Origin of the sequence: Kitasatospora sp. NPDC056181 (assembly GCF_042266225.1) — a bacterium.
In the GTDB taxonomy this organism is placed as follows: Bacteria; Actinomycetota; Actinomycetes; order Streptomycetales; family Streptomycetaceae; genus Kitasatospora.
In genome coordinates, this window is record NZ_JBHJUK010000074.1 from 1 (window position 1) to 14,429 (window position 14,429).

14 protein-coding genes and 2 pseudogenes are annotated in these 14,429 nt (G+C 73.0%); 8 read left to right on the forward strand and 8 right to left on the reverse strand.

Going from position 1 to position 14,429, the window contains the following annotated elements; all coding sequences use genetic code 11:
- Positions 1-93: 93 nt before the first annotated feature.
- The 5 genes and pseudogenes from atpF to ACFC1F_RS25435 all read right to left on the reverse strand — a co-directional run bounded on the left by atpF (position 94) and on the right by ACFC1F_RS25435 (position 3,368).
- Positions 94-591: a F0F1 ATP synthase subunit B gene (gene atpF / locus ACFC1F_RS25415; protein ID WP_376161562.1), complete on the reverse strand. Its 498-nt coding sequence runs from the start codon at positions 589-591 to the stop codon at positions 94-96.
- Positions 592-783: 192 nt separating this feature from the next.
- Positions 784-915: pseudogene (locus ACFC1F_RS25420) on the reverse strand (SDR family oxidoreductase); the annotation flags it as partial.
- A gap of 114 nt (positions 916-1,029) precedes the next feature.
- Positions 1,030-1,224: pseudogene (locus ACFC1F_RS25425) on the reverse strand (TetR family transcriptional regulator); the annotation flags it as partial.
- A 33-nt stretch (positions 1,225-1,257) separates the two neighbouring features.
- A complete protein-coding gene (gene kynU, locus ACFC1F_RS25430) occupies positions 1,258-2,484 on the reverse strand; it encodes a kynureninase (RefSeq protein WP_209413483.1) in 1,227 nt (408 codons plus the stop codon).
- 53 nt (positions 2,485-2,537) lie between these two features.
- On the reverse strand, positions 2,538-3,368 hold the full coding sequence (locus tag ACFC1F_RS25435) for a tryptophan 2,3-dioxygenase (protein ID WP_376161564.1): 831 nt from the start codon (positions 3,366-3,368) through the stop codon (positions 2,538-2,540).
- A gap of 236 nt (positions 3,369-3,604) precedes the next feature.
- Here ACFC1F_RS25435 and ACFC1F_RS25440 point away from each other — a divergent pair, with 236 nt between their 5' ends.
- Complete coding sequence (locus ACFC1F_RS25440; RefSeq protein ID WP_376161566.1) at positions 3,605-4,039, forward strand: Lrp/AsnC family transcriptional regulator; 435 nt, start codon at positions 3,605-3,607, stop codon at positions 4,037-4,039.
- A gap of 159 nt (positions 4,040-4,198) precedes the next feature.
- Positions 4,199-4,741, forward strand: a complete 543-nt coding sequence (locus ACFC1F_RS25445; protein WP_209413437.1) for an NADPH-dependent FMN reductase — start codon at positions 4,199-4,201, stop codon at positions 4,739-4,741.
- Positions 4,742-4,767: 26 nt separating this feature from the next.
- On the opposite strand, the gene ACFC1F_RS25450 is transcribed toward ACFC1F_RS25445, so the two are convergent.
- Together ACFC1F_RS25450 and ACFC1F_RS25455 are read right to left on the reverse strand one after the other, a co-directional pair.
- Complete coding sequence (locus ACFC1F_RS25450; RefSeq protein WP_148645345.1) at positions 4,768-5,403, reverse strand: MarC family protein; 636 nt, start codon at positions 5,401-5,403, stop codon at positions 4,768-4,770.
- Between the two features lie 22 nt (positions 5,404-5,425).
- Positions 5,426-5,743, reverse strand: coding sequence for a barstar family protein (locus tag ACFC1F_RS25455; RefSeq protein ID WP_376161569.1), 318 nt, complete (start codon positions 5,741-5,743; stop codon positions 5,426-5,428).
- 135 nt (positions 5,744-5,878) lie between these two features.
- On the opposite strand from ACFC1F_RS25455, the gene ACFC1F_RS25460 reads away from it, so the two are divergent.
- The 3 genes from ACFC1F_RS25460 (at position 5,879) to ACFC1F_RS25470 (ending at position 9,508) form a co-directional block, all read left to right on the forward strand.
- A complete protein-coding gene (locus ACFC1F_RS25460) occupies positions 5,879-6,439 on the forward strand; it encodes a DoxX family protein (protein ID WP_376161571.1) in 561 nt (186 codons plus the stop codon).
- Between the two features lie 318 nt (positions 6,440-6,757).
- The gene (locus ACFC1F_RS25465; protein ID WP_376161572.1) at positions 6,758-7,402 is read left to right on the forward strand and encodes an FxLYD domain-containing protein; all 645 of its coding nucleotides are present in this window, start codon (positions 6,758-6,760) and stop codon (positions 7,400-7,402) included.
- Between the two features lie 297 nt (positions 7,403-7,699).
- The gene (locus ACFC1F_RS25470) at positions 7,700-9,508 is read left to right on the forward strand and encodes a glycosyl hydrolase family 18 protein (protein WP_376161574.1); all 1,809 of its coding nucleotides are present in this window, start codon (positions 7,700-7,702) and stop codon (positions 9,506-9,508) included.
- A gap of 134 nt (positions 9,509-9,642) precedes the next feature.
- Here the strand turns inward: ACFC1F_RS25470 and ACFC1F_RS25475 are convergent, their stop codons facing one another.
- A complete protein-coding gene (locus tag ACFC1F_RS25475; protein WP_209413442.1) occupies positions 9,643-10,203 on the reverse strand; it encodes a MarR family winged helix-turn-helix transcriptional regulator in 561 nt (186 codons plus the stop codon).
- A 169-nt stretch (positions 10,204-10,372) separates the two neighbouring features.
- On the opposite strand from ACFC1F_RS25475, the gene ACFC1F_RS25480 reads away from it, so the two are divergent.
- The 3 genes from ACFC1F_RS25480 (at position 10,373) to ACFC1F_RS25490 (ending at position 14,237) form a co-directional block, all read left to right on the forward strand.
- Positions 10,373-11,680 (forward strand): MFS transporter, encoded by a 1,308-nt coding sequence (locus ACFC1F_RS25480; RefSeq protein ID WP_376161576.1) that lies wholly within the window; start codon positions 10,373-10,375, stop codon positions 11,678-11,680.
- A gap of 149 nt (positions 11,681-11,829) precedes the next feature.
- On the forward strand, positions 11,830-13,449 hold the full coding sequence (locus ACFC1F_RS25485) for a dolichyl-phosphate-mannose--protein mannosyltransferase (protein WP_376161578.1): 1,620 nt from the start codon (positions 11,830-11,832) through the stop codon (positions 13,447-13,449).
- Complete coding sequence (locus ACFC1F_RS25490) at positions 13,428-14,237, forward strand: ABC transporter permease (RefSeq protein WP_376161580.1); 810 nt, start codon at positions 13,428-13,430, stop codon at positions 14,235-14,237. The genes ACFC1F_RS25485 and ACFC1F_RS25490 overlap by 22 nt, the downstream gene beginning before the upstream one ends.
- The last annotated feature ends 192 nt before the right edge of the window (positions 14,238-14,429 follow it).

Here is a 14,429-nt window from a genome sequence, read left to right on the forward strand (position 1 = left end):
TTGTTCTCGTGGTCGTGTGGGGGGTGCGGGGGGCCCGCCCGCGGGGGCTTAGTCAGCGCGGCCGGGCCGGGCGGGGCCGTCCGGCGCCCCGGTTCAGCGTTCGTCGAAGAAGCGGTCGACCGTGCCGCGCCCGGCGGCGACGGCGGACACGGACTCGCCGACCACCCGTCCCGCCAGGTCGACGGCCAGCTCGCCGACGTCCCGGCGGAGCATGACGGCCGCAAGCGCCTGGTCGACGGCGATCTGCGCGTTCGCCTCGGCGACCAGCCGGTCGCGCTCCCGGACGCCCTCCTCGCGGGCCGCCGCGATGATCGCCGCACCCTGCTCGGCGGCCTCCTGCCGTATCAGCGCGGCCTGCTGCCGGGCCGTCGCCAGCTCCTGCCGGTACGCCTCGTACGTCCGTTCCGCCTCGGCGCGGATCTCCTCCGCCCGCTCCAGCCTGCCCTCGGTCGCCTCCCGCCGCTCGGCCTGCACCTGCTCGATCCGCGGCAGCACCTTGCGGCCCAGCAACCAGGTCATCACGAAGAAGCAGGCCAGGCCGACGAGAAGTTGGGTGGGCTCGGGGCTCAACGGCCCGGATGCCAGGTTCATATGCCACTCCTATGATCTGACGATGGGTCATAGGAGTACCTGCCCGTCGGGGTTGTGGCCGAACCACCACCGGCCGGTTGCAGGCCCGGCGGCACAACGGGGGCGGCGGCACAACGGGCTCGGCGGCGAAGCGGGGACGGGGCGAGCCGGGGGCCGGGGGCCGGGCGGCGGCCCGGCGGGCCCGGCCGGGGGTCACTGCCCCATGACGTACTTCACCGTCAGGCCGGCCGTCCAGCCGCCGTCCACGGCGAGTTCGGCGCCGGTGACGTAGGAGGAGTCGTCGGAGAGCAGGTAGACCACGGCGGTGGCGATCTCGGGGGCCTCGGCCCCGACCAGGGCGCCGAGCAGTCCGGCCAACGGGGCGGTGCCGAGTCCGGGCAGAAGCGGCGCGAGGGCCTGCTCGGTGCGTTCCTGGCAGGCGGCCATGATCGCGTCGAGCAGGCCCTCGCGGGAGCCGAAGCGGTACTGCACGGCGGAGGGGTTGCTCTGCCCGGCGAGCCGGGTGATGTCCCTGGTCAGAGCCGCTTCCACGCCTCGGGTGGCGAAGAGTTCCTCCGCGGCCCGCAGCAGCTTCTCGCGGGTCTCGTGGCCCGCCGACGTCCTTGCCATGCCGACGACTTCAATGCTGGGCATTGTCAACGGCAAGACGGGAGGGGCGGACGACGGTCAGGTCACCTCGCCGCGCCGGGAGAAGCGTTCCTCCCGCCACTCGCCGCTCTCCAGGACCTCGGCCAGCTGCTGCGCCGCGTCCCAGACCTCGGTGTACGACAGGTAGAGCGGGGTGAAGCCGAACCGCATGAGGTCCGGGGCGCGGAAGTCCCCGATCACCCCGCGCGCGATCAGCGCCTGCACCACGGGGTAGCCGTCGGCGTGCCGCAGCGCGACCTGGCTGCCGCGCCGGGCGTGCTCGCGCGGGGTGGCCACCTCGACCCCGTCCAGGCCCTCCGTCAGGGCGATGAACAGATCGGTCAGCGCCAGGCTCTTCGCCCGCACCGCGGCCAGGTCGGCCCGCTCCCAGACGTCCAGCGAGGACTCCAGCGCCGCCTGGCCGAGCAGCGAGGGCGAGCTGGTCAGGAAGCGGCCGATGCCCGCCTTCGGGTCGTACCCGGGCTCGAAGGCGAACGGGCGGGCGTGCCCGAACCAGCCGCTCAGCGGCTGCTCCGGCCCGGCCGCGAGGTGGCGCTCGGCCACGTACAGGAAGGCCGGTGAACCGGGGCCGCCGTTCAGGTACTTGTAGGTGCAGCCGACGGCGAAGTCGGCACCGCTCGCGCCGAGTTCGACCGGGAGCGCGCCCACCGAGTGGCAGACGTCCCAGATCATCAGCGCGCCCGCGGCCTGCACCCGGGCGGTGATCCCGGGCATGTCCAGCAGCTCGCCGGTGCGGTAGTCGACGTGGGAGAGGACGACGACCGCGACGTCCCCGTCGAGGTGCCGGTCCAGCTCCTCCGGCGCGACCAGGACGCTGCGCGCGCCCTCGAACAGCCCGGTCACGCCCTCGGCGATGTAGAGGTCGGTCGGGAACGCCGCGCCGTCGCCGAGCACCGTGCGACGGCCGGGGCGCAGCCGCAGCGCGGCCGTCAGCACCTTGAACAGGTTGACCGAGGTGGTGTCGCAGACGACCACCTCCGCCGGCCCGGCCCCGATCAGCGGGGCGATCCGGCGGCCCAGCCGGTAGGGCTGCTCGAACCAGCCGGCCTCGTTCCAGCTGCGGATCAGCTCCCGGCCCCACTCCTCCTCGACCACCTGCCGCACCCGCCCGGGGGTGCGGGCCGGCAGCGCGCCGAGCGAGTTCCCGTCCAGGTAGACGACCCCCTCCGGCAGCGCGAACTCCTTGCGGAACGCCGCCAGCGGGTCGGCGGCGTCCAGCGCCTCGCACTCCTCGCGCGTGATCATGCCCGTCCTCTCGCCCACGTTCCCGTCCTGTCCCTCGGTGGCGGATCGCTCGTTCACAGCTCGTCCCGGACGGTCCACAGCTCCGGGAAGACGTCCTGCTCGGCGGCCTTGCGCAGCCAGGTCAGACCGCTGGAGCCGCCCGAGCCGGGCTTGGCCCCCATCGCACGCCTGACCGACGCCAGGTGCCGCTGGCGCCAGCGGGTCACCCGCTCGGCGACGTCCAGCAGTGCCTCGGCGAGCGGCTGCAGCGCCGCGTGGCCGGGGTCGGTGTAGACCTGCCGCCAGGCCGCCTCCACCGCCGGGTCGGCGCGGTGCCGCTGCTCGGACGGCTCGTGCGGCACGGCCAGTCCGTGCCGGGCGAGCAGGGCCAGCGCGTCGTCGTACAGGCCGGGGGAGCGCAGGGCCTCCCGCAGTTCGGCCTGGGTCTGCGGCACCTCGTCGTACATCCGCAGCAGGGCCGCGTTCTTGTTGCCGAGCAGGAACTCCAGGTGCAGGAAGGCCGAGGACTGGAAGCCCGAGGCCTCGCCGAACACCGAGCGGAAGGCGTTGAACTCCTGCGGCGTCATGGTCGCCAGCAGGTCCCAGGACTCCACCAGCACGTCCTGGACGTGGGTGCCGCGGCGCAGCGCCGCCAGCGCCGCCGGCAGGTCGTCCTCGCGCAGCGCCTGCTGGGCGAGCGTCCACTCGTGCCGCAGCAGGCCGAAGAGCAGCTCCATCACCTGGGTGGTGACGATGAACGACAGCTCGGCCGGCACCTTGCTGCGCGGGTTCTGCAGGCTGTGCAGCTCGGCCAGCCGCACGTACCGGGCGTACGGGGTGCCGTGACCCGGTTCGCCGTCCCGACCGAACGACAGGTTGGGCTTCTCCACCGCGTCGTGCCCCATCCCGATCCCTCCTGATGACCCGCACCGTTGCGGGGCCCCAATTGTGCGGTGGCCACCACCGGCTCTTGAATGGGCTCCGGGCATCGCAACGGCCTCCTGACCTGTCATTCGAGAGGTCTTTGCGCCGATCTGCTTTACGATCGCGAAACGGCGGAATCCGGCCGTCCGCGGGCCCGCCCTCCCGGGCCCGCCGCCCACCGCCCGATATCCGCCACCACCACCTCCCGGGAGCCGCCGTGGACGCCGTCGACCGCCGCCTGTTGGCCGAACTGCAGGAGGACGCCCGGCTCTCGTACAACGAACTCTCCCGCCGGGTGAGCCTCTCCGCACCCGCCGTGGCCGAACGGGTGCGCCGGCTGGAGGCGGACGGGGTGATCAGCGGCTACCACGCCCACGTCGACCCCGTCCGGGCCGGGCTGCCGATCACCGCGCTCGTGCAGCTCCAGTGCTACGGTCCGCGCTGCGTGCTGCGCGACCCCGAGGTGGCCTGCTGGCCCGAGGTGCTCCAGCTGCACCGGGTGACCGGCGGGGCCTGCTGCGTGCTGCTGGTCGCGGTGCCCACGATGGCCGACTTCGAGGCCCTGACCGACCGGCTCGGCGCGTACGGGCAGCCGTCCAGTTCGATGATCCTCTCCAGCCCGGTGCCCTGGCGCCCGGTGGTCGTTCCCTGAGCCGCCCCTCCGGGCGGGCGGAGCCCCGGACCCGGCGGAACCCCGGACCCGGCGAAACCCCGGGCCCGGCTGGACCGCGGACCCGGCGGAACCCCCGGATCCGACGGAACGTCAGGCCCGGCGGAGCGGCAGGCCCGGCGGAGCGGTAGGTTCCTCGCCATGCCGAACGACGAGTGTCACATCCTGCTGCTCTCCGGCAGCCTGCGCGCCGGCTCCACCAACGAGACGGTGCTGCGCACCGCCGCCGCGGTCGCGCAGACCACCGAGGGCGTCACCGCCACGTACTACACCGGCCTGGCCGCGCTGCCGCACTTCAACCCTGACGACGACACCGACCCGCTGCCCGGGCCGGTCATCGAGCTGCGGGCCGCCATCGAGGCCGCCGACGCCCTGCTGATCTGCACCCCGGAGTACGCGGGCACGCTGCCCGGAGCCTTCAAGAACCTGCTGGACTGGACGGTCGGCGGCACCGAGATCTCGGACAAGCCGTCCGCCTGGATCAACGCCGCCGCCCCCGGCCGCGGCCAGGGAGCCGAGGCGACGCTGCGCACCGTGCTCGGCTACACCGGCGCGGCCGTGCTGGAGGAGGCCTGCGTGCGGATCCCGCTGGACCGCGCGGCCGTGGGCCCGGACGGTCTGGCCACCGACCCGCTGGTCCGGGACCGGATCGGCGAGGTGCTGGCCCGGCTGGCGGCCGGCTGACCCGCAGCGCCCCCTGTCGGCCGGGCTCAGTGCCCGTCCGGCAGGTGGACGCCGAGCCCCGCCAGGCCGTTCAGGAACAGCTCCACGCCGACCGCCGCCAGCAGCAGGCCGAGCAGCCGGGAGAGCACCTCCAGCGAGGTCCGGTGGGTGCGCCGCATCAGCGGGGCCAGCGCCGCCACGCAGAAGTAGTTGATCACCACGACCGCGAGGTAGGCCCCGACGATGGTGGTCCGCCAGCCCCAGTCGTCCTTGCTGAGGGAGGCCACCAGCACCGCGGTGACCGCCAGCGGGCTGGCGATGTACGGCAGCAGCAGCTCGCGGATGCCGTCCACCATCGGGTTCGGCAGGTGCTCGTCGGCCTCGTCCGGGCCGACGCCCAGGTGGATGCCGAGGACCAGCGCGACGGCGTAGACGAAGAAGATCGTCCCGCCGGCCAGCTGCAGCGACTGGTCGCTGATGTGGAACAGCGAGGTGACGGCGTCGGCCGTGTAGGCGAGCACCACCGCGATGACGGCGGAGATCAGCGTGGACCAGGCCGCGAGCTGCCGCAGCTCCGCGGTGCTCCGGGTGGCCGCCAGCCGGGCGAACGACAGCAGGACCTTCGGCGGGCCGACGACGGCGAAGAAGGCGATGAAGGCGCCGCTCAGGTTGAAGACGAACATGGGCCAAGCATGGCCGGGATGATCATCGCAGTTCGACCGCCACGCCCTCGGCGCGCAGGGTGACGAGGATCGCGTCGAAGTAGCCGACCTGCCGCTCGCCGAGGAGGACCGTGCCGGTCAGGTGCCGGCGGGCGGTGTCGGCGTCCTTCCAGAGCAGGGTGAACGGGGGAGTGGGGCCGAACCCGCCGTGCAGGCAGTCGGCCAGCGCGTCGAGGTTGGAGCCGTAGTAGCCGCCGGGGCCGTTCAGGGCGGCGCCGAGGGCCGTGTAGAAGGCGGCGCGGTCGGTGATCCCGCGGCCGTCCAGAACGTACGTGGGCCGCTCCGGCCGGGTGACGGTCATCTGCCCTCCACTCCTGCTCGCCCCGTATTCCCCTCCTCCTCGATATTCCCCCGGATGGCGGTCCCAGGTCGATCAGGCCCGCCCTTTCGGCTGCTATGGAAGCGGGACCACCCTGCGCTGGAACGAGGATGCGACATGTGTCTGAACCGTAAGGACCTGGGCCTGCTGGCCCTGCGCGGCGCCGTCGGCGGGGTACTGATCGCGCACGGCACCCAGAAGCTGTTCGGCTGGTTCGGTGGCGGCGGCCTGGAGGGCACCGCCCAGGCGATGGAGCACATGGGCTTCCATCCGGGTCGGCAGAGCGCCATCGCGGCGGGCCTCGGCGAGGCCGGCGGCGGTGCCATGCTGGTGGCCGGCCTGGCCACGCCGGTGGCCGGCGCGGTGGTGGCCGGAACCATGGCGGGCGCGGTCGCGGTGCACGCGCCGGCCGGCTTCTTCGTCACCGCGGGGGGCTACGAGTACCCCGCCTTCCTCGGCGCGACCGGCCTGGCGCTGGGCCTGGCCGGGCCGGGCCGGTACTCGCTGGACCACCTGACCGGGCACGCCTTCGACCGCCCGTGGGTGGGGATGCTCGCCTTCGTGGCCAGCGCGGCCTCGGCGTACGGCGTGGTGGCCCGCCGCCGGCACGCGGTCCGGCTGAGCGAGGAGCGGGCCGCGGTGGAGGCCGAGGAGCAGGAGGGCTCGGGCCTGTCCTGAAACCGCCCGTCCTGAGACCGCTAGTCCTGCAGGCCGCCTGTTCCGGGGGAACCGGTGCACGGGAAGTCGGGCCGGCCGACTTCCCGTGCACCGTGCCGTCACCCGGGTGCGGCGCCCCACGGCCGCGCTCACCCGGACGCACCAGCCCCGCTGGCGGCCGCGACCACGGCCTCGGAGGGTGGGCGGGAGGTGTGCCGGGTACCCCGGCGCCGGGCAGAATCGAGGACCCCGATGGATCGTCAGCCGGACCACCGGCCCGAGCGCCGGCCCGAGTGCCGGTCTGAGAACCGGCCTGAGAACCGGGCCGATAGCCGGCCCGTGCACCGGTCCGACCGCGGGCCGCAGCAGCGGCCCGGGCGCCGGACGGCGGCCCCCTTCCGGCCGACCGCGCAGGACCCGGACGCTCCCGTCGTCCACCGCCCCCGCCGTGCGCTGGCCGGCGTGCTGGCCGCGGTCGTGCTCGGCGCGACGGCGCTGGCCGGCTGCTCCTCGAACGGCAAGGCCAGCAGCGCCGTCTCCTCGGTCGCGGGCGCGGTGGAGTCCGGGCTCTCCGCGGCCGCCTCCGCCGCGGCCTCGGCGGCGGCTTCGGCGGCCGCCTCGGCCGCGGGCGGGATCTCCTCGGCCGTCGCGTCGGCGGCCGCGTCGGCCGAGGCGGCGGCCTCCTCGGCCGTCGCGGGCATCAAGGGCGGGCTGGACGCCAAGGGCGACGTCGCCGCCGGAGCGGTCACGATCGGCTCGGACGGCAAGGCCGAGGTGCCGCTCACCATCACCAACCACGGGCAGCAGTCGGGCCGCTACGTGATCCAGGTCAACTTCACCGACGGCTCCGGCAACGTGCTGGACGCGACGGCGGTGACCGTTCCGGACGTCGCCCCCGGGCAGAGCGCCCAGGCCACCGCGCACAGCAACCGGGATCTGACCGGCACGGTCAAGGCCGAAGTGGCAAATGCCGTCCGCTACTGACCCGCAGGTCAGCGGGGGTGACGAGGAAATCGGCCAACCTTAAGGGCGGCTCAAGGCTCAACATCACCCCTTGACGGGGGATTTGGTCTAGTCCATTTTATTCCCAGGTGCAGGGAGCCCCTGAACCGGCGTCAGCGGTCTTGGCCGCGGGCGCCGGTTCGGCATATCCCGGTGTCCGTCAAGGCATGTTCCCGCTCGATTCCCTTCCCTCGTTCTGTCATGCCCTGGTCGTGCGGCCCCACCCCGTACGGACCCGCCGGGGCGGCGGAATCCCCCACAACCAGGAGTCACGCACCCATGCTCCGTTCACGTATCGAAAGGGCCGGGACCCCGGCCCAGGAGGGCGGCCGCCGCCGGCGCCCGAAGAGCCTGGCCGCCGTCGCGGCCGGGACGACCGCCTCCCTGCTGCTCGGCGCGGGCCTCGCCCTCTCCGGCGGCGCCCCGGCCAACGCGGCCGTCACCAACTCCACCGGCGCACCGGCCACCAGCGGCGGCATCAAGGTCGCCTACTTCGACCAGTGGTCGATCTACGCGAACGCGTACTACCCCAAGACGATCCAGGACACCGGCGTGGCCGGGAAGCTGGACTACCTGATCTACTCGTTCGCCAACATCAACCCGACCGACCTGGGCTGTTTCGAGGCCACCAAGGCCGCCAACCAGGACGACAACAACCCGAACGCCGGTGACGGCGCGGGCGACGCCTTCGCGGACTACCAGAAGAGCTTCGGGCCGGACATCTCGGTCGACGGCGTCGGTGACGTCTGGGGCCAGCCGATCGCGGGCAACTTCAACCAGCTGAAGAAGCTGAAGGCGAAGAACCCCAACCTCAAGATCCTGATCTCGCTGGGCGGCTGGACCTACTCCAAGTACTTCTCGGCGGCGGCCGCCACGGACGCCTCGCGCAAGCACCTGGTCTCGTCCTGCATCGACATGTTCATCAAGGGCAACCTGCCGGTCGACGCCGGCTACGGCGGCCAGGGTGCGGCGGCCGGCGTCTTCGACGGCATCGACATCGACTGGGAGTACCCGGGCGGCGGCGGCCACACCGGCAACCTCTCCAGCCCGAACGACAAGCAGAACTTCACCCTGCTGCTGAAGGAACTGCGCGAGCAGCTCGACGCCCAGGGCAAGGCCGACGGCAAGACCTACGCCACCGCGGCGGCGGTCGGCGCCGGCCAGGACAAGATCCGGAACGTCGAGACCGACAAGATCGGCCAGTACCTGACGTTCCTGGACATCATGACCTACGACATGCACGGTGCGTGGGACGCCAAGGGCCCGACCAACCACCAGGCACCGCTCTACTCCGGCCCGGACGACCCGATGACCCCGGCCGCGCCGGGCCACGGCAAGTACTCGGTCGACGCCGCGATCAAGGCGTACACCGCCGGCGACGCCGACTACGGCATTCCGGGCGGCTTCCCCGCGAAGAAGATCAACGTGGGCGTCCCCTTCTACTACCGCGGCTGGACCGGCGTCCAGAACAACGGCAAGAACGGCCTCTTCCAGCCCGCCACCGGCCCGGCCGCCGGCGCCTCGATGTCCGGCAGCGTGCCCGGCATCCAGATGTACAAGGAGCTCGCGGGCTTCGTCGACAACCCGGCCAAGACCTTCTGGGACGACACGGCGAAGACCACGTACTTCTACGACGGCTCCACCTTCTGGTCCGGTGAGGACGCCCGGTCGATCCAGGCCAAGGTCGACTACGCCCACTGCAACGGCCTCGGCGGCTCCTTCGCCTTCTCGCTGTACGACCTGGGCACCAAGACCGCGCTGTTCGACAAGATGGTCGAGGCCACCAACGGCTCCGCCGCCGGCTGCCCGGCCGCGCCGACGCCCACCCCGACCGCGACCGCGACTCCGACGGTGACCCCCACGCCGACCGCCACCGCGACGGCCACGGCCACCCCGACCGCCACCGCGACCCCGACCACCCCGGCCGGCTGCTCCGCCGCCCCGGGCTGGGACTCGGCCGCCACCTACGCCAACCCGACCAAGGTCTCCTGGAAGGGCCACTACTACACCAACAAGTGGTGGACCAAGGGCGAGGACCCCACCACCACCGGTCAGTGGGGCGTCTGGACCGACAACGGCCCCTGCTGAACCGCCCGAGCGACTGAGCACATGAGGGCCTGACGGACCCTCGCACCACCAGGAACGGTCCGGCCCGCCGGGGGAGCCCCCCGGCGGGCCGGATTTCGTGCTGTCCGGCTCGGCGCCGACCTGATGCCCGGTGCTCAGGCCAGGTCGTCGGTGCGCCCGAGGGCGTCGGGCTGGGTCTCCTCGATCCTCCGCAGCATCCGCGCGAGCATGCCGGAGAGCACGATGCGCTCCTCGCCGACGAGGTCCTGGAGCAGCACCTCCTCGAAGACGGCGGCCATCCGCATCGACTCCAGCCACTTGTCGCGGCCGTTGTCGGTCAGCTCGATGATCACCCGGACCCGGTTGGTCTCGTCGCGCTCCCGGGTGACGAGGTCCTCGGCGACCATCCGGTCGATCCGGTGGGTCATCGCGGCGGGGGTGAGTCCGAGCCGCTTGGCCAGCTCGCCCGGGCCCAGCCGGTAGGGGCTCCCGGCGACCACCAGGGCCTTGAGCACCTCCCACTCGGCGGAGGTGATTCCGAGCACAGTCAGCTGCCGGTCGTAGGCGACGCTCATCCGCCGGGCGACCCGGGAGAGGGTCTGCACGATGGTCTCCACCTGGGGGTCCACATCGGGGAATTCCCGCTGGTAGACGGCCACCTGCTCGGCGATGCCCAGCTCGCGGGCGGTGGCCGGCGCGGGCTTCTCTGCAGTCATGCGCAACAGTGTCGCACGCGGGGTGCACCCCTTAAGCCTTTGACTCCTCACTCTTCTGGTGCTAAGACTTTATGACGTCAGACTTTAGCTCTTAAATCTTACGGACTTAAGAGTATCCAGCGAAAGCCGGCTCGTGGGCCGGCAGGGACCTCATGAAGGGGTGTGCACGGTGACCGGCACGGTGAAGCAGCAGAGGCAGCAGACGCGCGGGGCGGGCGGCCCGCTGCGCCGCGTCCAGATCGGCAACGCGCTCAGTGCGTTCGGCAGCGGGTTCACGATGCCGTACATGTTCGTGTACGTGGACCAGGTGCGGGGGCTGGGCTCGCTGGCCGCCGGGATGGTGTTCACCGTCTTCGCGCTGGCCGCGCTCGCCGTTCTCCCGTTCACCGGCCGCGGCATCGACCGGTACGGCCCGCGCCCGGTGCTGCTGGCCGGCGCCGCGCTCGCCGCCACCGGCGCGTTCGCCTTCGGCCACGCCACCGGCACCCCGGCCCTGCTGGTCTCCTCCTTCCTCTTCGGCGCGGGTGTCACCACCTGCCAGCCGGCGCTGGCCACGATGATCGTCCGCTGCTCGACCGCCGCGACCCGCTCGCACGCCTTCGCGCTGCAGTTCACCCTGGTCAACCTGGGCATGGGCATCGGCGCGCTGGTCGGCGGCCAGATCGTCGACGTCGCCGACCCGGCCAGCCTGACCAGGCTGTTCACCATCGAGGCGGCGACCTTCCTGGGCCTCGCCCTGGTCACCGGCACGGCGCGGATCCCGAACGCCGCACCCGTCCTCGTCCAGGACCAGAAGGGCGGGCCGCAGGGCCTGCGCGCGCTGGTCGCCGACAAGGCGATGCTGCGGCTCTGCGTGCTCGCCGGGCTGATCTTCTTCACCTGCTACGGCCAGTTCGAGTCCGGCGTCGCGGCCTTCGCCACCGACACCGTCGGCACCGCGCCCTCCACCCTGGGCATCGCCATCGGCGCCAACGCGCTGACCATCGTGGTGCTCCAGATGTTCGTGGTGCGGATCACCGCGCGCCGCCGGCGCACCACCGCGATGGCCGCGGCCGGCGTGGTCTGGCTGGGCGCCTGGGCGATGGCCCTGGTCGCCGGCCTGATCCGGACCGAGACCATGGCCGCCACGGTCGCGATCGTCTCGATCTACGCCCTGTTCGGGGTCGGCGAGTCGCTGCTCGCCCCCACCATGGGCCCGATCGTCGCCGATCTCGCCCCGGCCCGGCTGCTCGGCACCTACAACTCCGGGTACGCCCTGGTGAAGCAGATCGCGATCGCGGTCGGCCCGGCCGTCGGCGTGCTGCTGGTCGGCTCCGGCACCTGGCCGCTCTACCTGGCGGCGATGGCCGGCTCCACCCTGCTGATCGTCGTCCTGGCGCTGAAGCTGCGCCCGTACCTCACCGCGGCCCAGGACAACGCGGCCCCGGTCGTGGTCCGCACCACCCTGCCCGTCCGGGAGCTGCAGACCGCGGCGTGACCGCGCTGAGCAGCCGTGCGACTGCGCCGTCCGGGTCACCTGGACGGCGCCCGTCGCGCTTGGATTCGCGACCAGCGGCACATAGTGTCAGTTGCTGTTGACCGCCCGGCCCCGGCCGGCACAGGCGAGACAGGCGAATCGGCGAGGCTATGACGCAAGCGGCGCTCACGCACCCACCCGCACCACCAGCCCCCGCGGCCCCGACACCGGCGCCGCGGGGGCTGCTGCGCTGGGCGGCCGACCGGTCCGGCTGGCTCGGGCCGATCGGCGTGGCGCTCTTCGCCGGACTCCTCCGGTTCTGGAACCTCGGCTACCCCAACGCCTTCGTCTTCGACGAGACGTACTACCCCAAGGACGCCTGGTCGCTGCTCAAGCAGGGCTACGAGGGCACCTGGTCGGACAGCGCCAACGCCGACATCCTGGCCGTGCCGCAGAACGTCCCGCTCACCTCCGCGCCCGAGTTCATCGCCCACCCGCCGCTCGGCAAGTGGGTGATCTCGCTGGGCGAGGCGGCCTTCGGGCTGCACCCCTTCGGCTGGCGGTTCATGACCGCCCTGCTGGGCACCGTCACCGTGCTGATGCTGGCCCGGATCGGCCGCCGGCTCTTCGGGTCCACCCTGATCGGCTGCACCGCCGCCCTGCTGATGTCCGTCGACGGCCTCCAGCTGGTGATGAGCCGGGTCGGCCTGCTCGACGGCGTCCAGATGTTCTTCGTCCTCGCCGCCTTCGGCAGCCTGCTGATCGACCGCGACCACACCCGGGCCCGCCTGGCCGCCGTCCGCGACGCCTACGGCGGCGACACCGTCCGCCTCGGCTGGCGCCCCTGGCGGATCGCCGCCGGCGTGTGCCTCGGCGCCGCCTGCGCGGTCAAGTGGAACGGCTCCATGATCCTCGCCGCCTTCGGCCTGCTCACCGTGCTCTGGGACCAGTCCGGCCGGCGCTGGGCCGGCGCCCGGCGCCCGTGGCGCTCGATGCTGCGCCGCGACGCCGCTCCCGCCTTCCTCGCCGTGGTCGGCTCGGCCCTGGTGGTGTACGTGGGCGCCTGGACCGGCTGGCTCGTCGCCGGCGGCAGGACCGGCGGCGGGTACGACCGGCACTGGGCCGACAGCCGGGCCGGCCTCTCCCCGGACAGCTTCCTGGGCGTCCCGCTGCCGCAGATCCCCATGACCTGGGTGCCCGCTCCGCTGCGCAGCCTCTGGCACTACCACTCGCAGATGTACGACTTCAACACCGGGCTGAGCACCCCGCACACGTACCAGTCCAACCCCTTCAGCTGGCTGGTCCAGGGCCGCCCGGTCTCCATGTACTGGGAACAGGTGCCGAACGGGCAGCACGGCTGCACCGCCTCCGGCGGCTGCGCGGCGCAGATCCTCGGCCTCGGCACCCCCGTGCTGTGGTGGGCGGCCTGCTTCGCCCTGGTCTACCTGCTCTGGCGCTGGTTCTTCCGCCGGGACTGGCGCTCCGGCGCCGTGCTCTGCGGCGTCGCCGGGATCTACCTGCCGTGGTTCCAGTACCAGGAGCGGACGGTCTTCTCCTTCTACATGGTCGTGCTGGTGCCGTTCCTCTGCCTGGCCGTCGCCCAGATGCTCGGCGCGATGCTCGGGCCGGAGGGCTGCACGCCCGAACGGCGCCGCTACGGAGCCGTGGGGGCCGGGCTGATCGTGCTGGCCGTCGTCGGCTGCTTCGCCTTCTTCTACCCGCTCTACACGGCGGAGGTGATCCCGATGACGTCCTGGCAGGACCGGATGTGGTTCACCAGCTGGATCTGACGCCGGTGCCGCTCGCGGCCGCGGGCGGCGGCCAGCTGCTGCCGGTCACCCCGGTGCTCGGGGTGGTCACCGCCGTCCTGCTGGCCGCCGCCGTGGCGGTGGCCGGGTGGGGCCTGCTGGGCCACGGGCACGCGGTGCTCCGGGCCGGGCTGCGCGCGGTCGTGCAGTTGGCGGCCGTCGCGCTGGTGATCACCTGGGTGGTCGGCTCGCTCTGGTGGTCGGCGCTCTTCGTGCTGCTGATGTTCACGGTCGCGGTCCGGACGGCCGGCCGGCGGATCACCCCCGGTCCGGAGTGGACCAGGGCGGCCGCGCCGATCGGCGCCGGGGTGCTGCCGGTGCTCGCCCTGCTGCTCGGCGTCGGGCTGCTGCCGCTCAAGGGCCTCTCGGTCATCCCGGTCGCCGGCATCCTGATCGGCGGCGCGCTCACCGCCACCTCGCTGGCCGGCCGCCGTGCCCTGGACGAGCTGCGGCAGCGCCACGGCGAGGTGGAGGCGGCGCTCGCGCTGGGCTTCGAGCCGCGCGACGCCCGGCTGGAGATCTGCCGTACCGCTGCCGCCACCTCGCTCGTTCCCGCGCTCGACCAGACCCGGACGGTGGGCCTGGTCACGCTGCCCGGGGCCTTCGTCGGCATGCTGCTCGGCGGTGCCACCCCCGTGCAGGCGGGGGCGGTGCAGCTGTTCGTGCTGGTCGCGCTGCTGGCGGTGGAGTCGGTGGCGATCGTGGTGGTGCTGGAGCTGGTCGCCCGCGGCCTGGTGGGCGCGGAGCCCGTGCCCGACGGCGTCCGGTAGGCTGGACGGCGTTGAAGGGGAGTAGCCCTCCACCGGACCGTCGACATACTGGCCCCCCGGGGCCCGGCGCCCGGGGCAGTCCGCGCGGTCGCGTGCGGGTGCCGGCGAGACCTTCGGCCGCAGTGCTGTGACCATGACCAGTGCTGTCGGGCCGAAGCGACCCCTTGCGGAGCTGCCGAGGCCGGACAGCCC